30 protein-coding genes and 1 pseudogene are annotated in these 22,642 nt (G+C 64.3%); 9 read left to right on the top strand and 22 right to left on the bottom strand.

The features are described 5' to 3' along the window. The 13 genes from BMY22_RS12525 to BMY22_RS25215 all read right to left on the bottom strand — a co-directional run. The coding region (locus tag BMY22_RS12525; protein WP_482762603.1) for a phage tail tube protein at nt 1-447 on the bottom strand (447 nt) is incomplete at its 3' end. A 13-nt stretch (nt 448-460) separates the two neighbouring features. Beyond that, complete coding sequence (locus tag BMY22_RS12520; protein WP_090622412.1) at nt 461-913, bottom strand: hypothetical protein; 453 nt, start codon at nt 911-913, stop codon at nt 461-463. Next, complete coding sequence (locus BMY22_RS12515) at nt 910-1,521, bottom strand: phage tail protein (protein WP_090622411.1); 612 nt, start codon at nt 1,519-1,521, stop codon at nt 910-912. The genes BMY22_RS12520 and BMY22_RS12515 overlap by 4 nt, the downstream gene beginning before the upstream one ends. Further along, nucleotides 1,518-1,832 carry a head-tail joining protein gene (locus tag BMY22_RS12510; protein WP_090622408.1) on the bottom strand — a complete coding sequence of 105 codons (315 nt, stop codon included), beginning with the start codon at nt 1,830-1,832 and terminating at the stop codon, nt 1,518-1,520. The genes BMY22_RS12515 and BMY22_RS12510 overlap by 4 nt, the downstream gene beginning before the upstream one ends. Continuing rightward, nucleotides 1,832-2,836, bottom strand: coding sequence for a major capsid protein (locus BMY22_RS12505; RefSeq protein WP_090622405.1), 1,005 nt, complete (start codon nt 2,834-2,836; stop codon nt 1,832-1,834). The genes BMY22_RS12510 and BMY22_RS12505 overlap by 1 nt, the downstream gene beginning before the upstream one ends. A 62-nt stretch (nt 2,837-2,898) precedes the next feature. Further along, on the bottom strand, nt 2,899-3,531 hold the full coding sequence (locus BMY22_RS12500) for a head decoration protein (RefSeq protein ID WP_090622402.1): 633 nt from the start codon (nt 3,529-3,531) through the stop codon (nt 2,899-2,901). Nucleotides 3,532-3,534: 3 nt separating this feature from the next. Continuing rightward, the gene (locus tag BMY22_RS12495; RefSeq protein ID WP_090622401.1) at nt 3,535-4,878 is read right to left on the bottom strand and encodes a S49 family peptidase; all 1,344 of its coding nucleotides are present in this window, start codon (nt 4,876-4,878) and stop codon (nt 3,535-3,537) included. Between the two features lie 17 nt (nt 4,879-4,895). Further along, the gene (locus tag BMY22_RS12490) at nt 4,896-6,344 is read right to left on the bottom strand and encodes a phage portal protein (RefSeq protein WP_090622398.1); all 1,449 of its coding nucleotides are present in this window, start codon (nt 6,342-6,344) and stop codon (nt 4,896-4,898) included. Then, nucleotides 6,344-6,577, bottom strand: a complete 234-nt coding sequence (locus BMY22_RS12485; RefSeq protein ID WP_090622397.1) for a hypothetical protein — start codon at nt 6,575-6,577, stop codon at nt 6,344-6,346. Before BMY22_RS12485 ends, BMY22_RS12490 begins: the two co-directional genes overlap by 1 nt. Next, the gene (locus BMY22_RS12480; RefSeq protein ID WP_167363738.1) at nt 6,577-8,676 is read right to left on the bottom strand and encodes a phage terminase large subunit family protein; all 2,100 of its coding nucleotides are present in this window, start codon (nt 8,674-8,676) and stop codon (nt 6,577-6,579) included. The genes BMY22_RS12485 and BMY22_RS12480 overlap by 1 nt, the downstream gene beginning before the upstream one ends. Next, a complete protein-coding gene (locus BMY22_RS12475; protein ID WP_090622392.1) occupies nt 8,663-9,172 on the bottom strand; it encodes a DUF1441 family protein in 510 nt (169 codons plus the stop codon). Before BMY22_RS12475 ends, BMY22_RS12480 begins: the two co-directional genes overlap by 14 nt. Nucleotides 9,173-9,443: 271 nt before the next feature. After that, nucleotides 9,444-9,773 (bottom strand): phage holin family protein, encoded by a 330-nt coding sequence (locus BMY22_RS12470; protein WP_090622390.1) that lies wholly within the window; start codon nt 9,771-9,773, stop codon nt 9,444-9,446. Between the two features lie 294 nt (nt 9,774-10,067). Beyond that, nucleotides 10,068-10,199, bottom strand: a complete 132-nt coding sequence (locus BMY22_RS25215; RefSeq protein ID WP_279626360.1) for a hypothetical protein — start codon at nt 10,197-10,199, stop codon at nt 10,068-10,070. A gap of 193 nt (nt 10,200-10,392) precedes the next feature. Between BMY22_RS25215 and BMY22_RS12465 the strand changes: the two genes are divergently transcribed. Then, nucleotides 10,393-10,719, top strand: a complete 327-nt coding sequence (locus BMY22_RS12465) for an Arc family DNA-binding protein (RefSeq protein ID WP_090622388.1) — start codon at nt 10,393-10,395, stop codon at nt 10,717-10,719. Nucleotides 10,720-10,845: 126 nt separating this feature from the next. Here the strand turns inward: BMY22_RS12465 and BMY22_RS12460 are convergent, their stop codons facing one another. The 7 genes from BMY22_RS12460 to BMY22_RS12425 all read right to left on the bottom strand — a co-directional run bounded on the left by BMY22_RS12460 (nt 10,846) and on the right by BMY22_RS12425 (nt 16,300). After that, nucleotides 10,846-11,409 carry a hypothetical protein gene (locus BMY22_RS12460; RefSeq protein ID WP_090622386.1) on the bottom strand — a complete coding sequence of 188 codons (564 nt, stop codon included), beginning with the start codon at nt 11,407-11,409 and terminating at the stop codon, nt 10,846-10,848. Nucleotides 11,410-11,452: 43 nt separating this feature from the next. Beyond that, nucleotides 11,453-11,896 (bottom strand): VRR-NUC domain-containing protein, encoded by a 444-nt coding sequence (locus BMY22_RS12455; RefSeq protein ID WP_090622383.1) that lies wholly within the window; start codon nt 11,894-11,896, stop codon nt 11,453-11,455. Then, on the bottom strand, nt 11,897-13,183 hold the full coding sequence (locus BMY22_RS12450) for a tyrosine-type recombinase/integrase (protein ID WP_090622381.1): 1,287 nt from the start codon (nt 13,181-13,183) through the stop codon (nt 11,897-11,899). 287 nt (nt 13,184-13,470) lie between these two features. Then, on the bottom strand, nt 13,471-14,229 hold the full coding sequence (locus BMY22_RS12440) for a replication protein P (RefSeq protein WP_244158859.1): 759 nt from the start codon (nt 14,227-14,229) through the stop codon (nt 13,471-13,473). Beyond that, on the bottom strand, nt 14,226-15,086 hold the full coding sequence (locus tag BMY22_RS12435) for a DUF1376 domain-containing protein (RefSeq protein WP_090622377.1): 861 nt from the start codon (nt 15,084-15,086) through the stop codon (nt 14,226-14,228). Before BMY22_RS12435 ends, BMY22_RS12440 begins: the two co-directional genes overlap by 4 nt. Next, complete coding sequence (locus tag BMY22_RS12430; protein ID WP_090622375.1) at nt 15,086-15,793, bottom strand: phage antirepressor KilAC domain-containing protein; 708 nt, start codon at nt 15,791-15,793, stop codon at nt 15,086-15,088. Before BMY22_RS12430 ends, BMY22_RS12435 begins: the two co-directional genes overlap by 1 nt. A 75-nt stretch (nt 15,794-15,868) precedes the next feature. Then, nucleotides 15,869-16,300, bottom strand: coding sequence for a phage regulatory CII family protein (locus BMY22_RS12425; protein WP_090622373.1), 432 nt, complete (start codon nt 16,298-16,300; stop codon nt 15,869-15,871). An 85-nt stretch (nt 16,301-16,385) separates the two neighbouring features. Here BMY22_RS12425 and BMY22_RS12420 point away from each other — a divergent pair, with 85 nt between their 5' ends. Continuing rightward, complete coding sequence (locus tag BMY22_RS12420; protein WP_090622371.1) at nt 16,386-16,595, top strand: hypothetical protein; 210 nt, start codon at nt 16,386-16,388, stop codon at nt 16,593-16,595. A gap of 11 nt (nt 16,596-16,606) precedes the next feature. Here BMY22_RS12420 and BMY22_RS12415 read toward each other — a convergent pair whose 3' ends face one another. Continuing rightward, nucleotides 16,607-16,852, bottom strand: a complete 246-nt coding sequence (locus BMY22_RS12415) for a helix-turn-helix transcriptional regulator (protein ID WP_425265975.1) — start codon at nt 16,850-16,852, stop codon at nt 16,607-16,609. 86 nt (nt 16,853-16,938) lie between these two features. Between BMY22_RS12415 and BMY22_RS24645 the strand changes: the two genes are divergently transcribed. The 6 genes and pseudogenes from BMY22_RS24645 to BMY22_RS12390 all read left to right on the top strand — a co-directional run bounded on the left by BMY22_RS24645 (nt 16,939) and on the right by BMY22_RS12390 (nt 21,412). Beyond that, nucleotides 16,939-17,517 (top strand): helix-turn-helix domain-containing protein, encoded by a 579-nt coding sequence (locus BMY22_RS24645; protein ID WP_090622367.1) that lies wholly within the window; start codon nt 16,939-16,941, stop codon nt 17,515-17,517. Beyond that, entirely contained in the window at nt 17,495-18,364 is an 870-nt protein-coding gene (locus tag BMY22_RS12405) for a hypothetical protein (RefSeq protein ID WP_090622364.1), read from the top strand. The genes BMY22_RS24645 and BMY22_RS12405 overlap by 23 nt, the downstream gene beginning before the upstream one ends. Then, the gene (locus BMY22_RS12400) at nt 18,361-19,239 is read left to right on the top strand and encodes a DUF3037 domain-containing protein (protein ID WP_090622363.1); all 879 of its coding nucleotides are present in this window, start codon (nt 18,361-18,363) and stop codon (nt 19,237-19,239) included. The genes BMY22_RS12405 and BMY22_RS12400 overlap by 4 nt, the downstream gene beginning before the upstream one ends. A gap of 69 nt (nt 19,240-19,308) precedes the next feature. Then, nucleotides 19,309-20,031: pseudogene (locus tag BMY22_RS12395) on the top strand (endonuclease); the annotation flags it as partial. Continuing rightward, on the top strand, nt 20,008-20,208 hold the full coding sequence (locus BMY22_RS25210; protein ID WP_425265976.1) for an excalibur calcium-binding domain-containing protein: 201 nt from the start codon (nt 20,008-20,010) through the stop codon (nt 20,206-20,208). The pseudogene BMY22_RS12395 and the gene BMY22_RS25210, both read left to right, overlap by 24 nt. 118 nt (nt 20,209-20,326) lie before the next feature. Beyond that, nucleotides 20,327-21,412: a P63C domain-containing protein gene (locus BMY22_RS12390; RefSeq protein WP_244158858.1), complete on the top strand. Its 1,086-nt coding sequence runs from the start codon at nt 20,327-20,329 to the stop codon at nt 21,410-21,412. Between the two features lie 42 nt (nt 21,413-21,454). On the opposite strand, the gene BMY22_RS12385 is transcribed toward BMY22_RS12390, so the two are convergent. Then, entirely contained in the window at nt 21,455-21,712 is a 258-nt protein-coding gene (locus tag BMY22_RS12385) for a hypothetical protein (protein ID WP_090622358.1), read from the bottom strand. A gap of 189 nt (nt 21,713-21,901) precedes the next feature. On the opposite strand from BMY22_RS12385, the gene BMY22_RS12380 reads away from it, so the two are divergent. Beyond that, nucleotides 21,902-22,387 carry a hypothetical protein gene (locus BMY22_RS12380; RefSeq protein WP_090622356.1) on the top strand — a complete coding sequence of 162 codons (486 nt, stop codon included), beginning with the start codon at nt 21,902-21,904 and terminating at the stop codon, nt 22,385-22,387. Nucleotides 22,388-22,642 lie beyond the last annotated feature (255 nt).

The following is a 22,642-nucleotide window of genomic DNA, read 5'->3' as shown; positions in this document are numbered from 1 at the left end:
GACGATGCCGCCGGCGAGCGAGACGATCTCGTAGTGGGTGCCCTCGACCAGCGTGACCGGGCTGGCATTGCCGTCGGTCAGCACCAGGCTGGAGACGAAGCGCTGGTCCAGTTGCACCTCGTCGCCGGCCACCAGCCCGCTCGGCAACTCCTCGGCCGATACCGTGCCGGAGGCGATGGCGACCGGGGTGGAGTGCAGGGCCAAGGCCAGGTTCTCGAGCAGAAACTCGTCGAGGGTGATGTTCAGGGTGCCGCTCTTGCCGGTGATCAGCGAGCCGTAGAGGCCGCGCGATCCGCCGAACGATTCGTTCTTGTCGGACTTGTTGGCGGAAATCGCCAGGCTGGCGGCCGAGGCGTTGCCAAGCCAGGTGCGCTTGCCGGGCTTGCCGGTGGTGGCGTTGCGGACGGCACTGAAGAAGCTGCCCTGCAGGGAATAGAGTTCGCTCATGGGGTTCTCCGGGTCAGAGGCCAGTGATGAAGGTGTGCAGGTGTAACGAGATGACTACCGTTCCCTTGGGGACTTCGTGGTCGGCCAGGAACTGCTGCATTTCCTTGAAGGTGACGCTGTGCAGTCCCGGCTGGCCCCAGGAGGTGGGAGTGCTTTTCGGCGTGACCAGGCAGCGCAGCAGGTCGCAATAGACGTTATTCAGCGCTTCGAGACCGCCGGCAGGATCGGCGGCGCCGACCACCTTGCGGCCGAGGCCGACCAGCCAGCTAGGCCCGCGCTGGTTCGGCGCGGGACACTCGTCCGGCTGGACGACGATCAGCGGGTACTCGACCTCATCGGCTTCGAGCAGCGCGCCGAGGTAGCCGGCATGCACGCGATTGCCGATGTCGGTCAGGTAGCCGTTTTCCGGCGTGATGGTGCGCAGGCGGTCGAGCAGGGCCTGATCGGCCAGATTCAGCGGGTTCACAACTTGGTCCTCTTGAGCTGGCGGACGATTTCTTCGCGCAGGATGCGCTGGCCTGCCGCCTGGTAGTCGGGGAGCTTGCTGTTGAGGATCTGCGAGGGCGACGGGCCGTAGAGCGCCTGGATCTTCGTGCGCGACAGGTCGCCGCCATCGGCGGCCATGCCGAGGCGCTCGGCCTTGGAGCGCTTGCCGGTGCGAATGAAGATCAGGCCATTGGTCGATCCGGAGCCCGCCGATTCGACGATGAACGCGCCCGGGAGAATGCGAGTCCTGCCGGAGACGTTGACCTGTACACCGGCACGACGGCGCTTGCCCTTCTTCTGCTTCCGGTACAACTGCCGGTGCGGAAAATGGCTCAGCACCAGCCCCTTGCGCCGCGCCCAGATGCGCACCTGGCCACTCCAGCTCGCCGCCCGGGTCAGGATCACCCGCTCGCGCAGGGTGTTGCGCTTGATGTTCACCGCTGCCCCCATCTCCCGGAGGATCTGGGCACGCAGGGTTTCGCCGGTGTCGTTGGTGGCCATGAGCACGGCGCGCTTGGCCTTCTCGTCGACGGCTTCCAGGCGCTTCAGCGCTTCCCGACCGCCCCTGAATCCGACCCGGACGCTCATGCCGGCCGCACTGCGGCGGTGACGATCACGCCGTCGTTGCGCACTGGCACGGTGACCAGCCAGCTTTTGCCGTCCAGGGTGAACATCCCGTCGCGGCGGACCTTGGGCAGTTGCTCGGCCCGGACGCTGATCTGCACCTGGTCGACCAGCAGCACACCGTCCTCGCCGACGCGCTCGACGTCGCGGGCCAGCACCAACTCCAGGCCATCGAGCAATCCGCTGCTCATGTCCTGGTAGCTGCCCAGCGAGTCCTCCCGATGCCGCCGAAAGATGTCGCGGGCGGCACGCGCCTTGAGCTGCTGGCGGTTCATCAGGCAGTCAGCTTGATGATCGCCCGCGGGCGGGTGCAGATGCTCAGCGGGTTGGACTGCGCCTCCAGGTCGATGCCCTTGTTGTGTGGCAATGGCTCCTGGCTGGCATAGAACGCCTGGCCCATGGTGTTGACGGTGTCCATGTAGTCCGCCGGGGCGTACTTGGTGACCAGCAGGCCGTCGATGCCGCGCGGGATCAGGTAGGCGTCGTTGCTGCCGATGAACTCCACACCGCCCACCTTGCCGTAGAACTCCTGCCACTCGACGCCGCCGAACTGGAAGCCCATCGGGCGCATGTCGGTGCGCAGGAACTGGCCGTCCTGGAAGCGATCCCAAGCGTCGGTGGTGGATTTGTGGCCGGTGAAGGCATCCCAGAAACCACGCCCGCACACCGCCAGCCAGCCGGTAATGAGGCCACTGTCGGCGATGGTGTCCTCGGCCTTGCGCTTGGCCTCGACGATCTTGCCGAGCACCTTGGTGGCGTCGCTGCCCAGCGCCATGGACTGGCTTTGCTGCTCGATGCCGAACTGTCGGTGCAGGTCGAGCAGCAGGCGCTGGCCGTCTGCATCGTAGATCTTGCCGGTGATCGCGCCGGCCCGCTGGAAGCGGATGGTGGCCTCCAGCTTGTTGCGCATCTTCATCAGGCGCTTGCCGACCAGCTCCATGACGGTTTCCAGCTCGGTCTCGGAGCCGAAGGCACGGACGCCCTGCACCTCATCGGCACGGATGGTCGAGCGGGTCGGCAGGTGCAGGGTCTTAAACGGGATGGTGTCGCGCTGCGTACCGGTGGTGACGTCGGCGGGTGCGCCACGCTCGCCGGCCGGTACCAGGGCGAGGCTGTCATTCTCGCGCTCGATGAACACGGAGGTAGTGTTGACGCCCTCCACTTCGAATAGGGAATCCAGCAGCGTCGGTACGCGCTGCCCTTCCGGTCGGGTGTTGATGGCGTCGGTCAGGCTGATCGCGGTGAAGGCGTCGCCGTTGAAAATATCGAGAGTCGCCATGTCGTTCTCCGGAAACGAAGAAACCGCCACGGGGGCGGTTTCGAAAGTGAATTTTTGGGGGGTTAGCGAACGACGATGCCCAGGGCGAGCAGGTCGGCCTGGCCGTTGGCGTCGAGGCCGGTCAGCTTCGCGCCCACGACCTCGGCGTCGCGCACGATGACGGCGGCCTGGGCGTCGGCCTCGGTGGCATCGACTGCGGCATACAGGATGCCGGTGGCGGCGCGCCGGCCGTCGTTGGTGCCGTCGTCGTCGTAGGCGACCCATTCGCCGAGGCCGGCATTGACGGCGATGGTGAAGGCGTCGCCAACGATGAAATCGGTGCTGCCGTCGGCCAGGGTGAAGGTCAGCCCGCCCGCGCTGAACTGCACGCCGACCTCGCCGGCGCCGACTGCATCGCCGTTCGGGTCGACCACGCTGAACTCGCCGCCGTTGGCCGCCGCGGCGGTGATGGTCAGGACATAAGTGCCGGTGATGGCATCGTTGCCGACCGTTACGGTGCCGAGCGTGCCGTTTCCAGTGTTGCCGCCGGCGGCACTCGGGGTGGCGGCATTGGCGGCGGTGATCTTGGCCAGCAGGGTGCCGGCCGCCAGCTTGCCGGCCATGGCGTTGACGGTGATCTGCTCGCGGGAGCGCTGGCCGTTGGCCTCGGAGAGCAGGAATTCTGCCGTGCGGGCGCCTTGGGTGAGGATGGTCATGGGTTAGGCTCCGATTTTCTTCATGGTGCGGCGCCAAGCGTCCGCAGTGCTGTGGGTGCCGCCGACCGCCGACTGGCGGTTGCTCAGGTGCGGTCCGCGCTGCAGGCGGCTGGCCAACTCGCTGCGGACCACCTCGACGCCGGTGCCGGCCGTGATGTAGTCGGCGGCCAGCTGCGCCATGCCGGCGGCGGTGCAGAGGTTGCGGATCTCCTGGGCGTGCTCGACGGCCGCCTCGAGCTGCGAGGTGCTCCAGCGCTCCTTGAGGGCGGTGGCGGTGAGCGCGGCAAGCCCGTGCGTCGCGCACCGCTCGGCAAGGACAACAGGGTCCAGCGCTCCGGCCTCGGCCGACAGTTGGCCGGATTGATCGTGCATGCCTGCAAGCGCGGCGGAATCCCCCTCTTCTGGGGCTTCGGGCATCTCGATATCGTCCGGCAGCTCCTCCTCTTCCAGAGGCATGGACTCCTCTCGCAGCGGCACCTTGCGGGTATAGGCGCCGCCCTGCAGCTCGGCCATCAGCTCGCGGAAGGTGCCGAGGTGGTCGGCCAGGCCGGCGTCGATGGCGTTCTGGCCGAACAGGATGCCCGCCTCGGTGGCACGCACCGCCTCGACAGACAGGCCCCGGTACTGGGCCACGCTGCCGACGAACAGGTCGTACAGCCGATCCGACTCGCCCTGCATGAAGGTGCGGGCCTCTTCGCTCAGCGGCTCGTTGGGGTTGCCGGCGACCTTCATGGCCCCGGAGTGGACGTAGGTCCACTTGATGCCGGCCTTGGCGTTGGCCTCGGATACCTCGCGGTGGCCGATGACCACGCCGATGCTACCGGCTCCGCCGGTGCGGGTGATCCAGATCTCGGAGCAGGCTGCCGCGATGGCGTAGCCGCCGGAGTAGGCGTAGTCGTCGACCATGGCGATCAGGGTCTTGCGGCTGCGCAGCTCGGCCATGCGATCGGTCAGGTCGAACACCTGGGCCGCCTCGCCGCCGGGGGTTTCCAGGCGCAGCACGACGTGGGTGATGTTGGCATCGGCCTCGATCTCGTCGAAGGCCAGCATCAGGCCCTCGTAGCTGGTCGGCGCCACACCGCAGACCGGCTCGACGGCGCGAGCGATCAGCGGGCCGGACACGTCGAGCACGGCGACATTGCCGACCCGCTCGAGGATCTGCCGCGGCTCGCCTCCGGCGCCGGCGCCGGCCTCGACACCGCCGCGCATCCAGCCGTCGATCAGGGCGTCGGCCATGGCCGGCTCGACCAGCAGCGGGCGGTTGACCACGCGGGAATAGATTTGCGGCACGAGCGGGCCGCCCTGCCCGCGGCTGAACAGCCGGGACAGCAGGTTCGGTTTGAGCATGGAGCGCTCCGGTTGGATTATTCGTCGGTGACCTTCACGGGGTCGTGGCTGTACTGCAGGCCCATGGCCTGGGCGCGCTCGGTGTCGGCCTGGTTCTGGCGGTCGATGTCTTCGACGTCGTAGCCGCGCTCGGCAGCAGCGGCAGCGCGCGAGCTGAGCCCGCCCTTGATGAGCATCAGCTCGCCCTGGGCATCCTGGACCGGGTGCAGGTAGCGCCATGCCTGGGGTCGCCAGTCGCACGCCAGGTAGGCCTTGCGGTTGGTGGCGTAGTCGCGGGCCTTGAGCCGGCCGGCGAGCACTGCTGCGTCGATGAACGCTTCCCAGATGCGCCGGCACAGTTGCGGGATGGTGTAGAGCCACTGCGCCTGCTCGATCAGCCGGCGGTATTCGTTGAGCAGCGCGCGCAGGATGCGGTCGTTGACGTTGCGCATGTCGCCGGACAACAGCTCGTAGGGAATCCCCAGCGAGGCCGCCACGCCCATCAGCTGCTGCCGCATGAACTCCCCGTAGGCACCGCCCTGGTCGGCGTCGAACAGCTTGATCTCCTCGCCTGGCAGCAGGGCCGGGAAGGTGCCGGGCTCGATGTTGACCATCGGCGCGGCGCCGCCCTCCAGCGGCTCTCCGGTGAACGGGTCGAACTGGAAGTCGCTGTCGTCGAAGCTCTGCCGGGTGATGGCTCCGGTGTAGTTGGCCCGGGTCTTCTTGCGGGTCAGCTCGGCATCGTCGTACTCGTCGAAGTCGCGGGCCTTGATCAGCGCCTGGACGGTCTCGGCAATACCCCGCACCTGCCCGGGGCGCAGCGGAGCAAAATGGTGAATGACTTCGCTGGCCGGCACCGGGACCAGCTCCATGCCGTTCGGTGACATATCGCAGGGGTGGCGACGGTACATCCAGTACTGCGAGCGCTTGCCGTTCCCGTCGAACTCGATGCCGGCGACAATCTCGCGGTCGCCGTACTGCATGCTGTGGGTGTGCGGTACCTGCTCGGATTCGATCAGCTGGAACTGCACGGGCACCGGGGCACCGCTGTTCAGCCCCAGGTGGCGGATGCGCACGAAGACCTCGCCGGCCTCCTTGCGCGAGCGCACGGCCAGGGCCATGAGGCCGTAGGCATCGAGCGTGCCGTCGTAGTCGGCAGCGGCGCAGAACTCCTCGTCCCAGAGGCGGTTGGCCTCGGCAGCAAATGTGGCATCCGGAGCCTTGGAGCGCGGCTTGATGCCGGCGCCGACTTCGTTGCTGACCCAGTTGCGCACGCCGTTGGCGATCCAGCCGTTGTTGCGGCCGGCATCGCGCGAGCGGGCGCGGACGGTGGACATCTGGCCGACGGCCGCCCGGGTCGGCCCCGGCGATCCGGGCGCCCAGTCCTTCATACGCCGGCCCTGGCTGGCGGCATCGTAGCTGGCCTGCGGCCGGAGCGGCGCGCCGTCGAGCAGGAAGCCGCGGGATTGCAGGGTTTCGAAGTCCATCACAGCCCCCGGCGGTGGTTGAGTCGGTAGCCCCGCAGGCGGCGGCCGTTGTTTTCGCTGGCCTGGATCTCGGCCTTCATGCGGTCGCGCAGGCCGATCAGCTGCGGCAGCTCGGCGGTGGCGTAGCGGGTGGAGTCGTTGGGGCCGAAGCGCACTTCGACCACGCGCTCGCCGGCAGCCAGCGCGACGATGGCGGCCTCGACGGCCTGGAGCTGTTCGCGGGTGTAGGCCATCAGCGGGTTACCTGCATGCGCACCCGGCGGGTGGCGGTTCGTTGGGGTTTCGGCTTGGGCGGATCGATCGGACGCGGTTGCGCCACCTGGCCGGGCTCGCCCTGGATCACATTCGGGTTGTTGTTCCAGTCGCGTGCCCAGGGCGGCGGGCTTGACCAGTCGATTTTTTCCATGCCCTGGCGGATTGCGGCGGCGCGGTTGTAGCCTGAAAGGTCGAAGGCTTCGTTGTTGCCCTTCCCGGGTTTCTTCCAGCCTTGCGGGGTACGCACTTCGAAGGTCATTTCCTCGAAGAACCAGTCGCCCAGCCACTCGGGGAAGTGGCGGTATCCGTGGCCTGGTGCTTCACGCTGCAGATCGGCGTCCACCGCATCCTTGATCATGTTGGTGTTGAGCCTCCAGACAGGGATCTCGCCGCGGGCCTTGGCCTTGCGGTCCTTGCGGTCGCTGTCCGGGTAGGTTTCCTTGAGCCGCGGTGCATTCGGGGCACCGTCGCCCTTGATGAGCATGAAGCGCTTGTGCAGGCCTGCGCGCTTGAGCTTGCGCCAGTAGTCGTAGGCCCGCTCGGTCACGCCGGCCTTGCCGCCGGAGTCGCAGGCAACCATGACCGGGAGCATCGCCCGGCCGCTGCCATCGGCCAGCGGGTAGGCCTTCTGCATGACCTCCTCCAGCAGGTCCCAGTCTTCGAGGTAGGCGGCCGGGTCGACCGGCAGCGGCTGGCCGTCTTCGTCCAGGCGCTTGCTGGTGCGGATGTTGTAGCGGTCGATCAGCCAGTTCTCGCCGTGAGCGCCCCAGCCCTCGACCTGGACGACGAAGCGCGGCTTGCCGCCGGCCTGGACGTCCACCGCGACGGTGATGAAGCGCACGCCGTCAGGCACCTGGAACTTGATCACCTCCTCCTTGCGGACGATCAGCAGATCCTGCGAGCGCACCGACTCGGCCCGCTGCGGCATGTAGGGCGCGCCCTGGTCGAGGTTGGTGGTGGTCTTGAGCATTTCCTCGTCGCCGGTGGTGACGTAGGCATGCATGCCCTGCAGGTAGCGGCCGACGATGGACTCCCAGCCCTGGAACGCAGCGGCCATACCCCCCAGCCAGAAGCTGGCGACCTTGCTTTGCCGCGGCTCCCCGCTGATGGTGCGGTCGCGGTCGATCTGCTGCCCCTCGATCAGCCAGAGGCCGGCGCGGTTCATCGCGCGCTTGTGCTTTTCGCTGATCAGGCTGCCGCAATGTGGGCAGGCGAAGTAGGCGCACTCGCGGGTCAGCCTGGTGAGGTCTGCGGTGCGGATCTGCTCCTTGAGCTGCTCCATGCTCGGCAGGGCGAAGCTGCCGATGCCAGGCGCAGGCTCGCTGAACTCCTTGCAGTCCGGGCACTGCCAGTACCAGCGGCGGCGGTCGCCCATGTTGTACAGGCCGACAATCCCTTTGCAGGGTGGCCCTTCGTGCGGTGTCTTTCGCCGCCAGGCCGGGTCGGTCATTTCCCGCCCCGGCGAGGACTCTGCGCAGCACATGCCGCGCGATAGGAAGGTCTGGGTGCGCTTGAGCGCGAGCGACCAGGCGTCGCCCTCGCCGTCGATGTCATCGTCCATGCGGTCGTAGTCGGTCAACCAGACCCAGCGGATCGACTTCGACGACAACTGGGAGACGGCTGGCCAGCCGATCTTGAGCACCATGCCGCTCTTGAAGAACTTGTCGAAGACGTTGTCGTCGGCGCGGCCGGTGGCGATTCGCGAGGCCAGCTCGGGGCTGTAACGGATGGCGCGGTCGATGCGGGTGCGCGAGAAGTCCCGCGCGGACTCCTGGCTCATCTGCACGATCAGCGCGTCGCCCGGGTCGCAGGTGACGGTGTAGGCGAAACCGCCGTCGATCAAGGCCTGGGTCTTGAGCGACCGCGCCGGGCCGACGAATACCACGCCTTCGAAGCGCCGGCTGGACAGCAGGTCCATCGGCTCACGCATGTAGGGGGCGACGTCGAGGGTAAAATCTCCCTGGTAACCGCCAGGCTCGTTCAATTTCAGGTTCTGCTCTGCAGCATCGCTCACCAGGATGCGGCGAGGCGGCCGGATGATCTCGGCGGTGTTGCGGACGATGTCAGCTGTCTTCATAGACTGTCTCGTCCAGCAAGCTGCACACATCGAGCAGCTGCTGATACAGAGCCTCTCGGGCGCCATCCACTACGCTGATCACTCGCTCGACCTCCTCGGGCCGCAGGGCGCAGTCGCGCTCCAGCACGTCCGGAAGGGTGTCGAGCGCCGAGGCCAGGGACTTGAACGCCGTGGCGACGACCTCCTCGACCTCGTCAACAGGGATCTGGAATCGTTGTTCTGCCAGCCATTTGGCCTTTTCACGCTCGGCCCGGTAGTGGGTGAGCCGCTCGGCCGGCGGGAGCTTGTCGGGGTCATCTTCCGGCAAGGCGACTTGTGGCCCCATCACCGCGACGGCGACATCGCGCAGCCGCCAGGCGGGATGGCCTTTGGTTTCGCCTACGGGAGGGATGCCCTCGAGGCGACGCTTCACTGTGCGGCGGTCGATGCCGAATTCTTCGGCCAGCGCGTTGATGGACCACAAGCGCGCCCCCGAATGTACAAGGGTCACACTCATGCAGACTCCTATTCAGCCCAGCAACTACGGGGCCTGCAGCGATTCGCGAGCGGAGCGCCTCTTGTACATTGACTTTCGGCAAATGCTCACCTTGCACAACTCATCAAAACGTCTGGAAGCCAGAAGCCACGCGGCCTCCAGCAGAGAGGCATCGGTGTTGTGGTGGAGCATCCGAAAAATCGAAAAATTGTTCGTTACCGCGCGGCTCGACGCCTTCCCCGCGGTAGGGGGGCGGGTGGCCAGGGTCCCCGGCGCACCGGGCCAGCGCCCGTCACTGCCCCCCCACCCTCCGCTCGACGCCGGCCTTCTTGGCGAGCCACTGGGTATAGAGCCCACCAGCTACGTCAGCGCCCAGTACCGCGACAACAATACCCAGCCCACCGGCCAGGTGTATGCCTGAGCCTGCTGCCATGGCCAGCATCAGCGTCGCCATGCCAAGCAGACCCGAAGCACCGAACCGCAGCATCACTCGCTTAAGGATCTGTTCCATGGTTAGGTCGCCACCGGAGGCACGGAGCATTTCACCGGACAGGCCAGCCATGGAGATCAGCACGAGCAGCCAGAACGGCATGTCGGCGAGCGTCTGGTGCTCGTTGGGCATGAGTGTTTCCTTGGGAGTTAGGTGGCCCGCAGCGCAGTCCTGCCAGGGAGCTAAGGGGCGAGGGGCCGAAACGAAAAAGCCCCGCACGATGGCGGGGCCTGGAATGGATTGGCGCAGGGTGGAGAGCCCGGCCGTTTTTCGCTTATCGCTGGCAGTGACATCCGCCATCGCCTGGGTGCGCCGGAAAGAAAAAACCCCGGCCAGATCGCTCTGTACCGGGGTTGCAAACTGTCGTCATCATGCACGCGCAATAGCCACATGATGGCTAAATATTCGGCCAACCGGCCACGCGAGTCAAGTCGCTTCGCTTGCTGATGACTCCAGATCAGGCTGAGCCAACATCAGCGCGCTCATGCTGCAGGGCCGTTCCGCACTGCCGCTGAATGTCGCCCAGGCGCGGCTGAGCACTTCGAGATGGTGACGCATGGCCATCACCTCCAAGCCCATCCCGGCCCGTCTATTACGCCACTTTTAACCTGACCGCAGGTCGGAACAGCCGAACTTCTTCGGGCATGTCGCCATACTGAACTGGAAGACCAAGGACGAGGAACTGCTGCACAAGCAAGCGGCAAAGCCCAAGGAGTAGCCCGGCAAACGCTATCCAGATCGAGGCTTCCTTATGAGCCACACAGACACTCAACTCAACAATCTCCGCCTTCCAGAAGAGCTAAAAGTCAAACTCATGGAGGCGGCCAAAGAAAATAATCGATCAGCTATAGCTGAGATCATCGTCCGATTAGAAGAAACCTTCACCCGCGAGGATATTATCGAAGCCAAGGCCTCTCGAGACGCGCTGCTGGTCGAGCTTGGCACCGTGCTACAGACCAGTATTACAGCCGCTGAATATCTTAATGAGGTACAGAGCGCCCTTCAGGAAACTCAAAAAGTATTGGATGCAAAGCTGGCTGTTCCTCTGCCATCGGAGGAAACAAAGCCTAATCCCTAACCCCGCCCCCAGAAACAGAAAGCCCCGCTCGGGGCGGGGCCCGCGCCGAACCTAGCAGCTACCCAGCCCCTACTTCTCCAACATCACCTTCAGCGCCTCCGCCTCCATGATCTGCACCGTACAGCTTCACGCAGCCTGTTCAACCAGCACTCCCTCTGCCTGCAAGACTTCCTGCGCCTCTACCAGCGCCTCGTTCACCATACCCTCCAGGGCCTTGCAGATATCTGTCCGCCAGCGCCTGCGAGTACGTTCCGGCCGAGCATCCAGATCCCAGGCATTCATGTCGTAGAACCCCGCCGGCAAAACGATCATGTCGGTCGAGCGCTTTCCATCCTTGCCTTTCAACTGTGGGATCGCCCAGACCGTGACCGCCTTGTAACGGAACAGCTGGGGTGCCGGCGACTCCACCAACGGCACCAGATGGCCGATGGCCTCTACCTTGCGCGCCTTGTGCGTGCTGTACTTGGCGACCAGCGCATGCCACAGCCGCGGCGGCAACTGGCTGTGCAGGCGGGCGTGCACCATGCAGTCCACGTCGAGCATATCCCGCACACCCAGGGCGCTCCCCTTGCCCGACGATAGATCGCCTGCCTGGTACAGCTTCTGCCAGGCCTGCTTGGCCGTGTTGTCGATACATTCGGCTGCCAGGCAGCGAACAACGGCACTCAATACGTCACGGTAGATGGTCACGCTGCTTCCCCCACTTCGAATTCTGAAAAATGCACTCGCACCTTCACTGGCCACCACTCCCACGCACCACCACCGTCTTTGGCCACGCCAGGTAGGCGTCGATCGCCTGCACGGCCTCGTCCAGCCCCCGGCATACCATCGCCAGGTACCCTTCCCGCTCCACCTTCTGCAGGAAGGTCCGCTGCGATTCCGACACCGACGCGTCATGCGGCGGGGTGGCCTTGAACTCGATGTACAGCCCGAAATACCCGCCCCGGGCCATCGGCAGCTTGATGTCGCTCACCCCGGCCTTCACCCCCTGGGCCTTCAGCTTCGCCGCCACAGCCTTCACCCGGTGCCCACCGTTGGGGATGTGATAGGCCAGCTCCCAGGCCTCCGGATGCCGCACGCGCAGCCAATTGAACAGCGCCGCCTGCTCCATCCCCTCGTAGTCCACCGAGGGCCGACGCCTCGGCGCCACCCGCCTCTTCACTGCCGTCGCGACCATTTACAGCCTCTCTTTTTGGAGTTCTCGAAAATCGCTGCGCGCCACGACTGGCGCGGCCTGCGCGTCGAACCTCGAAACGGAAGAAACCGCCCCCGTACCGCCGTGAATCGCCAAAAAACCACGTTCATCCAGCCATGCATGCCAGCGCTTCAACGCATCCAGCTTCAGGTCGTCGGCACTGGTGTTGATGTAGGTCTGCGCCGCGAAGCCCATCGCATGGTTCAGCAGCAGCTCGCCGATCAGGTAATCCACGCCGAGCTCGGCCCAGCCAGTGCGGGCCATCTTGCGCAGGTCATGGCTCGACCACTGCCCGCCGCCCAGGCTGGAGAAGATCGCGCTGGCCGTCTTGTCGCTGATCGGCTTGCCGTCCCGCCCGGGGAACAGGCACACCGGATCGCCGCCCTTCGCCTCCTGGATGGCCCGGTACCGGCGCAGCAGCACACAGGCCTGCTCGGTCAGCGGCAGCACATGCTCGGTCCTGGTCTTGGTGTTCTCTGCCGGGATCAGCCAGACCCGCTCGCTCAGGCTGATATGCCGCCAGCGGGCCAGCCGGGTCTCGCCCACCCGAGTGCCGTGGGCCAGCATCATGACCGCCAGCATCCCCTCGAGCGGGGCCTGCTCGAAGCGCGTCGCCAGAGTGGCCAGCAGCTGCCCGGCATCCATCACATGCAGCCGCGCCGCCTTCGGCTTGATCCGCGCCTGGACGAAATCCGTGAACTTCACCGAGGCCAGCGGATCCTCGGCGATCAGCTCAAGCCGCAGCGCCTGCTTGAAGGCCATCGTCAGCACCCGCAGGATCAGGCGCACATAGCTCGGCGACAGCGTCTCCTGCAGCGGCCACATCAGTGTCTGGTCTACCGCCGAGCGGTTCAGCGCGGCCAGCGGCAGGCTCGACAGGCGCGGCAGCAGGTGGCAGTCGATAGCCGACTTCACCGACGCCTTGCGCTTGGCCGACAGCTTGCGGTCGCGCATCACCCGCTCCCGATACCACTCCAGCAGCTCGCCCACCGTCGACCAGCCACCCTGGCCCACGACCGCCTCCGGATCTGCCGCCAGGCGGGCCAGCACCTCGGGCAGCACCGCCAGCGCCGCCTTCGTGTTCAGCTCCGGCCAGCCGGCGAACTTCCTCCATTCGCCCGCTGCCCGGACATCCCAGCTCCCCCGGGACCGCTCCTCGAGGAATCGCAGGCGCAGCGCCGGATGCTGTGCCGCCCGCAGCCGCCCCACCTCGGGCCGGGCCGCCTGCCGCCGGATCTCCGCGTCCGACATCGCCACCGTCAGCGTCATACTGCTCAATCCACCACCCCCAACTTCCGCAACTGCTCCCAGGTGTCCCGCGCCAGCTCACGCAGCACGGCCTGCCGTTCCTGCTCACTCATCGACCGCCACTACCCCTCCCTTGCCCTGCGCCCCCCTTGCCAAGAGCCACCTCAGCCCTCCCCGTCAACCGGCCATCCCGATGCGCCGCGTCGTACATGGCCCGCAGCTCGTTCAGCGGCTGGTGGCAATAGCAACCGTTCTCGCGGGTGAAATTCGTGTAGCCCAGACGCTGGGCGTGAAACTTGAAATCCGTGTCATGCATCGTGGTTTCCTCGCTTGATCCCCAACTGCGCCAGCAGATCCGCCCGGGCACCACGCCCGCCCTCTGCCAGCCCCTGCTTGCGTAGCCGCTCCTGCAGCGCCTGCTCGGCAGCCATGTCCGCCCGCTCGGCCGCCGTGCGCGCCCCGTCCCATTCCAGCGCCTGCATGGGCTCGGCCAGCGTCTCGCCGCGAGCCAGGCGGCCCAGCAACTGCGCGTAAGCATTGCCGAACCGGCGGCGCAGCGCATCGGCGCCGCCGGCCCCCTGGCGCAGCTCCCAGAACCCCACCGCCGCCACGGCCAGGCGCACCGCCTCATGGCTCCAGCGCCAACCATCCGGGCTCGTGCAGGCCTGCACGGCCTCGCGCCAGGCGGCTTCCTCGGTCGGCAAGCCCATCATCTCGGCGGTAGGCAGGCACCAGGCCACGAACTGGCCGATGCTCGGCGCGAAGGCCGAACCACTGCGCCGGCACTGCTCGATGCCGAAGCGCACCTGCTCGATCGTGCGAATCCCCGAGGCCTGCAGCCCCTTGGTCCAGCTGCGCTTGGCCAGCGCCAGCGCCTTGTCGTCCGGCCACGCCTGACGCCAGGCCGGGAAGATCGCCTGCAGCTGCAGGAAGACCATGTCCACCACCTTGGCGGTCTGCTCGTCGACCTCGCCGAGCGGCTGGGTGGAAACCTGCCCGGCCGGGAGTGCACGCCCAGCAGCGAGCCGCTCACCGGTCATCGCGACCACGTTCCCGATCTGGATCACAGGTCGTACTCCATCATGGTCCGCCAGCCGTCGTCCTCGAAGTCGGGCCCGTTGGCACGGCGCTGGCCCTTGCCGGGGAAGTTCACCACCGCGGCCGGCCGGGCAGCGGCCTGCACCGCGTCGCGCTTGACCCAGTTGACCAGGGCCGCCAGCCACTCGCGCTCGGTCTTCGCCAGCCCCTTGGCCTCGTGGTGGATCACGAACCCGGCGATGGCTTCGCGGTCGAACAGGTCCAGCGACAGACCCGCCATCGCGGCGCGGGCCTTGAGCTGGACTTGATCGGGCACCCACTCCAGGTGCATCGGGAACAGGCCGGTGACGGGCGCTGCCGGCTCGGCACGTGCGGCCTGGGCAGGCTCCTGCTCCGGCTCGACGGGCGCTACGTCCTCGCCCGCGGGAGTGAGAGGGGCTTTTACCTCTGTATCTGTATCTGTATCTGTATGGTTCAACGTCTGTTCAACGGACGCTGAATGAACGCTCAACGTCTGTTCAACGTCCGTTGAGCGTTCGCTCGACCGGCGCTTGGCAGATGCTTTGCCAGCCGCCTTCGCCTTGCCGGATTTGGCGTTCACGGCCTCAAGATCACGATCAATCCGACGGTGAGACCATTCGGTGTCCGTCACCTCGAAGAAATCCTCGAGGGTTTCGCGCACCTCCTCCCATTCAGCGATGGACAGCCGTGCAACGGTCGCCAAGCGTTTGTTCAACGACTGCTCGTCCTTCGCCTTGAAGGATTCGCCGCGCTGCCAGTAGTTGAACATCAGGAGCAGGTACGCTCCGTGCTCCAGGGTGGTGAGGTGCGCCGTGTCGGCCAGGTAGTCCGCCACGTAAAGCTGCATGTAGGGGAGCGCGGCCATCAGGCAACCCTCCCCGCCAGCTTCTCGCCCAGCCGAGCCAGCCCCTTGCGCGTCACCAGCACCTGCTCGGCCACCTTCTGCTGCCCGGTGTCATCATCGATGCCCAGCTCCGTCAGCTTGTGCACCAGTACGCCCTGCTCCAGACGCGGCTGATAGGCCAGCCAGCGGCTGGAGCCGGCCCGGCGGTAGATCCAGCGGTTCTCATGCATCCACTGGAACAGCGCGCTGGGCCGCATGCCGACCTGCTTGGCCGCGTCGGTGATGCAGATCGCCCCCGCGGTCTCGATCAGCACCTCCAGGGCGCGCACCTTCGGCGCCTGCTCGGCGACCACCTGGCGCAGGCCGATGTTCTGGTCAGCGAGATCGGCGGCCATGCGCAGCGCTTCGGGAAGGGTTTGCGGAATTGCAGGTGCGTGACATGTCACGACTTGCTCAAGCTCATGCAGCCTGCGGATGACCTTGAGTCGGAGCGGAACGCTGTATCCCGTCACAAGGGTCTCTGTCAGCTCACGGTTCAGGTAGAAATTCTTGGTGTAGCCGCGCGAATCAACGTCCTCGCGGACATGATCCAGAACTGGATCATCCTTCAGCGCATCCAGCATCGCGCGAATGTCGCGAATGACGTGGGAATGAAGTTTCCCGGTCAGCTCCGCAATCTCCGAGCTGGCCATGGTTACCGAATTGCCGAACTTCTCGATCTGGCTCATACTTCCTTCCGTTCCTTGGGCGCCTCGGCGCCACTGAAGAGCCCGGCCTGCATGCCGGGCTTTTTACTTTCCGGGTCAGGCCTTACGGACCGACTCCCTGAACACGTTCAGGCTCTCCACCACCTCGTCGGCCTCCCGCAGCAGCTGGGCCTTCTCGGCGCTGCACACCCGGCCATCGGCCTGCGCATCGACCGCCAGGCGCGCCACGTCGCCCAGGTCGGCATGCAGGCGCAGCAGCGCGTCGTTGATCGTCAGCCCCTGCGGCTGCTCCTTCTCCACCAGTTGGTACCCGAACTCCTCCACCAGCACGGCCAGGATCCGGCGGCACCCGTCCGCCGGCAGGTGCCTCAGCACCTGGAAAAACATCTCGATGTTCATCCGGTGCGCTTCCCGGTTCGGGTTGGCGCAGTCCAGCAGGCGCGTGCGGTTTGCCCCCATGCGACGGGCCAGCTCGGTGCCGCCCTCGGCGATCACCTCGTCGTGGATCGCACGCTCGAATCTCTCCATCTGCGAAAGCTCCTCTCGTTTCGCGTGGCTCCCTGGACCCGGCCCAGGCAACCTGTCATCACTCGACCGACCGACAGGGAGTCCCATGCCGACCGACCTTCAAACACTCCAGGGCGAAGTCATCGCCCTCCGTTGCTGCCTCGCCGCCCTGCTCTCCAGCCTCCCCCCGGACATTCAGCGGCAGACATGGCCGGCCTTCGAGCGCCTCACCGAGCTGATGCGCGACCAGCTCTCGCCGGCCGGCGCCGCAGCGCTTGATCGGGCGGCAACGTCGCTGGGGGCATTCAAGGGATGAGGGAGTTGGCGTTAGGGGGTTTTGCGCTTTGGGGTTGCGGGTGGAAATGCCTCATCGAGAGTGCATCTCGCGCCAAGATCGTTCAGCGCACAGACAATGCTTCGCGCCTCATCCAGGCCAACCTTTCGGATTCCGAGTTCGTAATTGGCGAGGCGCCCTTGGCTCCAACCAAGACGGCGGCGAAGGTCGGCTTGGCTAATATCAGCCTTTTCTCTGATTTCTCGTACACGGTTCACTCGTGCGCTCCAGCTGCTCATGGCAGAAGCATAAAACACGAAATGTGATTATTGCAAACACGATAAGTGAGAACAGGGCAATAACGGAGCGTGATTAAAATAAAGCTATGAAAACCCTCGGCGCACGTATTGCTCATTACCGCAAAGCTGCCGGCCTATCACAGGCCGAGCTGGCCACCGCATGCGGGTGGAAATCGCAATCTAGAATTGGGAACTACGAGAAAGACACCCGAGAGCCAACGCTGGCAGACCTTGAGAAAATTGCCACAGCGCTTGGCATGTCAGTTTCCCAGCTCGCCTATGGCGATCACGTCAAAATTCCCCAACCCGCCCAACCCGCCCAGGCCGCCGAGATCGCCCGCATCGCCCAAGCGGCGCCGGGAACTCCGGCGAGCGCCGGGCAATCGGCGGTTGCAGAGCCCGCACAGCGCGCTGCGGCACTCGCAGCCTTGGCCACCCCGCGCTCTCAAGAGGCGCTGGAACGAATCGCCAAGGCCGCGAACGAAGGACGCCTGACCGAAGCGGACCTGATTCTTCTGGAGCAGATCGCCTCCAGACTCGAAAGCAGTGGCACAAAACATCAGATGCCTGCACTCGGCGCCCCTCGCGCCGGCGGGGATGAACCGAATGGGAACCGGCGCTTAAGGGAGCAGCTGCGCAACAATGATCCAGGTCCTCGGCAGTAGCGCCTATACCGGCGAGCTTCGCTCCCCTCAATCTCGTGGCATCAGCCCCCTCTTCCGCGGCAAGATCAGCGTCGGCGAAGCCTCGCTCCGCTGCTACATCAAACCGATGCCGGACACGGTCAAACTGGGAAAGCAGGTCGTCGAGAATCGCGAAGTGCTCAGCGAGGCACTCGGCTACACCCTGGCCAAGGCGGCCAACTACGCAGTGCCGGATGCCGCCGGCATCATCATGCTCAAGCGCGAGCAGATCCCGGAAAGTGTTCTCGAACACCTGAACGCCATCACCCCTGGCGGCCTGCAGCAAGACTACCTGGCCTGGTTCAGCCAGGACATGCAGCATCCCAGCCTCCTCAAGCGTCACATCGATGATGCCCCCGACTTCCTGAAGGATCTGCAGCTGAAGCGCCTGGCCGTGCGCCTGGCTGCTCACCCCGAAACGCCTGCCATCGTCACTTTTGACGAGTGGACGGAAAACAGCGACCGCAACCTCGGCAATCTTCTAGAGTCCGCGGACGGAAAACTCACCCTGATCGACCACGGCCGCCTGTTCAGGCTACCCATCTGGCAAGCGGCTACGCTTTCCACCAGTGGGCTCCCCCTGAGCAACGTTATCCGTGAGCTGGTAGACGCCTGCACACCGCACTGGAGCAACAAAACTCCAACCAAGGCCGCCCGCGCAATGGCCTACAATAGCCTGGCCGGTACTTGGCGAAAGGATGGACAGGCTGCGGCCCGCCAGGTTCTGGAGGAATTCCTCGACTCTTCGGATGTCACACACGTGATTGCTTTCCTTGAGTCGCGGCTGGAACCCGCTCACTACAACAAGGTAGTAGGTCTTCTCATATGAGCATCGCCGCCCGCATACGCTCAAAGCTGAGCGAGCAGCCTGCGCAGCAGCCAGTAACCGGCCAGTGGCGCAGCATCAGCCTGTGCATGGACGAAGACGCAGGGGAGTTCTTCAACGTCGGCGTGCTGTTCGCCCACGGCCAGGAGGTCGAAGTCCGCATGCTGGACAGCTTCGACCGCATCAAGTGCTTGTTCGACGCAAGGCTTGACCACAACGACCTCGCGCGTCTGCTGCAGGACATTGAGTCCACTATTCTCCATATCGGCCCCGATCTGCCGGACACGCTGGGCAGCACCATCCGCCTGGGTCAGCCGCTGTACGCCTCTGGCGCCACGCCGGAAAGCGTGGTGGATGAATTCTTCGCCGATGTCGTCACGCTGGCCAGGCCGCGGCCCGGCGCGCGGGAATACAGCTTCCGCTACCAGTCCACGCCAAAACTGCGCGGCAACGTGTTTGGCCTGATGAAAGAGCGCATGCACATGCAGGCCTCGCGCATCATCCAAGACTCTCGCTTCGAACTGAAGCTGAAGAGCGGACACAGGATCGAAATGGACGTGCCGCTGCTCAGCGCCAGCGCCGCCGGCACCGTCGTATCGGGTTGGTACAAGAGCCCGCTGGTAGTAGAGAACAATCTGCTGCAGGCCTCGGCCGACCTCAACCTGATCCGCAGCAACAGCGACCGCGCGGCATCCATCTCCGTGCTCGTTCCCAACAAGGAGAGCGGGCTGACCAACCGGGAATTCAACAAGCTCTCCTGTGCCACCCAGCGCCAGCTTGATCGGATTCGAATTTCGGGCCTTGAGGTGATCGAGGCGAGTTCAACACCGGAACTGGCCGAGCGAACCATCGAATGGTGGCGCAACCGCTGCGCCTGAGCGCTACAACTGCAAGAGCCAGTCCAAAAGACTTTTGCCTTCCCAAAAACTCTGAACGCAAGGATCCACATGCGCTCCAAGCTGTTCGCAGCCCTGCTGCTCGTCCTCGTTTCACCGCTCGCCTTGGCCCTCCAGCCTACAGAAGCACCCCGCACCTTCCGCGAGGCCAAGGAGATCGCCTGGAAGATCTACGCCGAGCGTCCGGTCGACTTCTACTGCGGCTGCAAATACGAAGGGAACCGCATCGACCTGAAGAGCTGCGGCTACTCGGTCCGGAAAGACGCGAACCGGGCTGGCCGAGTCGAGTGGGAGCACATCGTCCCGGCGTGGGTGATCGGCAATCAGCGCCAATGCTGGCAGAAAGGCGGGCGCGATAACTGCACGGCCAACGATCCGGTGTTTGCCGCCGCCGAGGCTGACCTGCACAACCTGGTACCCAGCGTCGGCGAGGTGAACGGCGATCGCTCGAACTTCGCCTACGGCATGCTCACGGAAAAGCCCAGCCAGTATGGCCAGTGCCAGATTGTGATCGACTTCAAGCAGAAGACTGCCATGCCGCCCGAGAACGTCCGAGGCCCTGCAGCTCGCGTCACTCTCTACATGGCTGATCGGTACAAGCTGCGCCTCTCCAGCCAAGACCGCCGCACCTATGAGGCCTGGGAAAAAATGTACCCGGTCAGCGAGTGGGAGCAGTGGCGAAACCAGAAAACTGCCTGCGTCATGGGCTGGGGCAATCCATACGTGGGTCCGGTCGACCTATCTCAGTGCCTGGGCGCGACAAGCCAGAAGGCTGCCCCGATCAAGGCAGCCGCCCAAGCGACCAGCAGCTCGGCCTACAGCTGTTCGACGAAGAAAACGTGCGGGCAGATGGCGAGCTGCGAAGAGGCTCGACACCACCTGAACGAGTGCGGGAATGGCCGGCTGGACCCAGACAACGACGGAGTGCCGTGTGAGAGCCTATGCCGGTAGAGCACCATCGTCTTGCCGGTGCTGAACGCCGCCTGCCCGCCGAGCTGGGTCATGATGTAGAGCCGGCGCAGCCTGCCCGCCGGGCCGGGGTGCAGGGTGTGAACAACGGTGGGTAGGCATGGACGGAGCGTCCTTTGCAAGCATCATGGCACGCTTATGCTTGCTTTATAAAATCCTCTCCGCGTACGATGCAAGCAAGCCAACTTATTGGATGCTTACGATGAGCGAAGAAAATCCTAAAGGCAAGGCAAAAGGCGGTATTGCCGCAGCCAAGAAAATGACATCCGAGCAACTGTCTGAGCGAGCACGCAAGGGAGCGCTGGCTCGCTGGGGAGTTAAGGCAACTCACAAAGGAAACTTTCTCCAGCATTTCGGTGTTGATGCTGAGTGTTATGTACTGGACGATTCTAAAAAAACTGCCGTCATGACGCAGCGCGGAATCGCTGCAGCACTTGGGCTGAAGAACCCAGGTGGAAACGACTTTGAACGGCTGATAAACCGAAAAAGCCTGTCTGCATACGCTGGTGCTGAACTGCTTGAAAAAATAGCACAACCCATTGAATTTAAATGGGTTTACCCTGGTGCTAAACAGACGGAAATTACCATCAGGGGCTACAGCGCAGACATCCTGATTGATGTTTGCAACGTAATCCTTGCGGCAGAGGCTGCTGGCAAGCTTGCGAAGAATCAGGATCAAATTGCCAAGCAGGCTAGAGCTGTCGTAAACGCCTCGGCAAAGAGCGGCATAACCTCGCTGGTCTACGCATTGGCAGGATACAGGCCCGAGATTGAAGAGGTGATTCAGGCCTTCAAGGCCTTTGTTCAAGAGGAAGCGAGAAAGTACGAGCAGGAGTTTCCTAATGAGTTGTACTTAGCTTGGCATCGTCTGTATCAGATACCGGTCCCGACAAGAGGAAAGCCGTGGAAGCTCATGCATCTAACGCGCCGTCACATCTACTACCCGCTAGCACAAAGTAGCGGACGAATCCTCGACCTGCTGCGGGCGTTGAGAGATCGTGATCCGCAGAAGAAAAAGCTTTTCCAGTTTCTGAATGAGATCGGCGCCAGAGCCCTCCGCATGCACATGGGTCGCATCCTTGAAATGGCAGAGTCCTCTAAAACAGGCGCTGAGTACGAAGCAAAGTTCGTTACGCGATTCGGAGGACAGCAAGAGCTTGATTTTTCGTTAGCCTACGAAGATTAGAGGTCCTTCATCTGAGCCCCACCCCGCGCGGGGCTTTTCGTTTCAGTCCCCCACATACCCCTTAATCCGCGCCCGTAACCAGGCCATCTCCTGCTCCTCGGCGATCTGATCACGCACACGCCGTTGGTATACCGCCAGGCGCCTCCTCCGCTCCCTGGGGGTGAGATCGCCTAAGCCATCAAGCAGCTCATCATCGTCTAAAGCATCCAGATCTTGGCCATGCGAACTCATGGCGGCCAGACAGCCACCCGTAGTCAGCAGGCCGCCAGCGAGCAGAAAAGAAAGAATTGAGTTGATCATCGTCGGTGCCCTCCTTGGCGGAATCGATTAATCAAAGGTAGCAGCTGCTCGGGGTTGCGGCATGGAGAGCGCTGAAATCGCCGCCTGGTTCGGTGCCACCTCCCCGCTCGAGGCCTTCCGCTTCTACCTTCCTTCCCCCAGGCCAAGCCCCTGCGATAGCATATGGCCATGCTATTCAGGAGCCTTCCAATGGCACGACGCCGCAAACCTCTCTCTCCTCAGGCCTGGCTCTTCGGCCTGGTCACTACCTTGGCCATCATCTACATCAGCTACCAAGCCAGAGTTGCGGTCATCCAAAACTTCGGTGAGCAGCAGATAGCCCGTACCCAGGAAGCAATGCAGCGCATTCAGCAACAGCAGCTGGAGCGTCAGCGCCAGGCCCAACAGCCGGTACTGCACCAGGGTTATGCACCTCAGCAGCGACCGATGTCAGCTCAGGAAATCCAGCTTGAGCGTGAGCGAGTCGCCCAGCAAAAGGAGGCAATGCGCCAACGTGCAGAGCAAGAACGGCAGAAGAACGAAGCATGGGAGCGCTTTTATGCCCCCACTCAAGCTTGCGAAGCTCCTGAGTCTCAAGCTCGCGTTGACATCTGCACAGCTCGAGAAACACGGTTCAGGAAAGAGTTTGAACAGCGCTGGGCAGCAGGTAAATTCTCGCAGCCCAGTGGTGCATGAAACTGCTCCCTCACGACCCGCCGTCGTCGGCAGCACCCAAATCGTCTGAACCGGGCTCCCGCCGAGGCGCAAGCTTTTTCCCCACTTGGATGCAAAGCACGAACAGGGAACATCCGATACCTGCAATAACAGCGAAAAGTTCGATGGTCACTGGGAAGCCTTCCTTGGCAACAGGTCAAGGAGGAACTCTAACGCATCATCATGACGTCTTCAAAAATGGGCTCCATCACACACAAAAGCCACCCGAGCATCGAC

Source organism: Azotobacter beijerinckii, from assembly GCF_900110885.1.
In the GTDB taxonomy this organism is placed as follows: Bacteria; Pseudomonadota; Gammaproteobacteria; order Pseudomonadales; family Pseudomonadaceae; genus Azotobacter; species Azotobacter beijerinckii.
Note: the sequence above shows the minus strand (reverse complement) of the source record. Positions and strands in the feature narration are given on the sequence as shown.

Bases quoted from the DNA above. Each gene is read 5' to 3' on its own strand.
- BMY22_RS12515 (WP_090622411.1), bottom strand. From the start codon at position 1,521: ATGAGCGTCCGGGTCGGATTCAGGGGCGGTCGGGAAGCGCTGAAGCGC.
- BMY22_RS12510 (WP_090622408.1), bottom strand. From the start codon at position 1,832: ATGAACCGCCAGCAGCTCAAGGCGCGTGCCGCCCGCGACATCTTTCGG.
- BMY22_RS12505 (WP_090622405.1), bottom strand. From the start codon at position 2,836: ATGGCGACTCTCGATATTTTCAACGGCGACGCCTTCACCGCGATCAGC.
- BMY22_RS12500 (WP_090622402.1), bottom strand. From the start codon at position 3,531: ATGACCATCCTCACCCAAGGCGCCCGCACGGCAGAATTCCTGCTCTCC.
- BMY22_RS12495 (WP_090622401.1), bottom strand. From the start codon at position 4,878: ATGCTCAAACCGAACCTGCTGTCCCGGCTGTTCAGCCGCGGGCAGGGC.
- BMY22_RS12490 (WP_090622398.1), bottom strand. From the start codon at position 6,344: ATGGACTTCGAAACCCTGCAATCCCGCGGCTTCCTGCTCGACGGCGCG.
- BMY22_RS12485 (WP_090622397.1), bottom strand. From the start codon at position 6,577: ATGGCCTACACCCGCGAACAGCTCCAGGCCGTCGAGGCCGCCATCGTC.
- BMY22_RS12480 (WP_167363738.1), bottom strand. From the start codon at position 8,676: ATGAAGACAGCTGACATCGTCCGCAACACCGCCGAGATCATCCGGCCG.
- BMY22_RS12475 (WP_090622392.1), bottom strand. From the start codon at position 9,172: ATGAGTGTGACCCTTGTACATTCGGGGGCGCGCTTGTGGTCCATCAAC.
- BMY22_RS12470 (WP_090622390.1), bottom strand. From the start codon at position 9,773: ATGCCCAACGAGCACCAGACGCTCGCCGACATGCCGTTCTGGCTGCTC.
- BMY22_RS25215 (WP_279626360.1), bottom strand. From the start codon at position 10,199: ATGCGTCACCATCTCGAAGTGCTCAGCCGCGCCTGGGCGACATTCAGC.
- BMY22_RS12465 (WP_090622388.1), top strand. From the start codon at position 10,393: ATGAGCCACACAGACACTCAACTCAACAATCTCCGCCTTCCAGAAGAG.
- BMY22_RS12455 (WP_090622383.1), bottom strand. From the start codon at position 11,896: ATGGTCGCGACGGCAGTGAAGAGGCGGGTGGCGCCGAGGCGTCGGCCC.
- BMY22_RS12450 (WP_090622381.1), bottom strand. From the start codon at position 13,183: ATGACGCTGACGGTGGCGATGTCGGACGCGGAGATCCGGCGGCAGGCG.
- BMY22_RS12435 (WP_090622377.1), bottom strand. From the start codon at position 15,086: ATGGCCGCGCTCCCCTACATGCAGCTTTACGTGGCGGACTACCTGGCC.
- BMY22_RS12430 (WP_090622375.1), bottom strand. From the start codon at position 15,793: ATGAGCCAGATCGAGAAGTTCGGCAATTCGGTAACCATGGCCAGCTCG.
- BMY22_RS12425 (WP_090622373.1), bottom strand. From the start codon at position 16,300: ATGGAGAGATTCGAGCGTGCGATCCACGACGAGGTGATCGCCGAGGGC.
- BMY22_RS12420 (WP_090622371.1), top strand. From the start codon at position 16,386: ATGCCGACCGACCTTCAAACACTCCAGGGCGAAGTCATCGCCCTCCGT.
- BMY22_RS12415 (WP_425265975.1), bottom strand. From the start codon at position 16,852: ATGAGCAGCTGGAGCGCACGAGTGAACCGTGTACGAGAAATCAGAGAA.
- BMY22_RS24645 (WP_090622367.1), top strand. From the start codon at position 16,939: ATGAAAACCCTCGGCGCACGTATTGCTCATTACCGCAAAGCTGCCGGC.
- BMY22_RS12405 (WP_090622364.1), top strand. From the start codon at position 17,495: ATGATCCAGGTCCTCGGCAGTAGCGCCTATACCGGCGAGCTTCGCTCC.
- BMY22_RS12400 (WP_090622363.1), top strand. From the start codon at position 18,361: ATGAGCATCGCCGCCCGCATACGCTCAAAGCTGAGCGAGCAGCCTGCG.
- BMY22_RS12390 (WP_244158858.1), top strand. From the start codon at position 20,327: ATGGACGGAGCGTCCTTTGCAAGCATCATGGCACGCTTATGCTTGCTT.
- BMY22_RS12385 (WP_090622358.1), bottom strand. From the start codon at position 21,712: ATGATCAACTCAATTCTTTCTTTTCTGCTCGCTGGCGGCCTGCTGACT.
- BMY22_RS12380 (WP_090622356.1), top strand. From the start codon at position 21,902: ATGGCACGACGCCGCAAACCTCTCTCTCCTCAGGCCTGGCTCTTCGGC.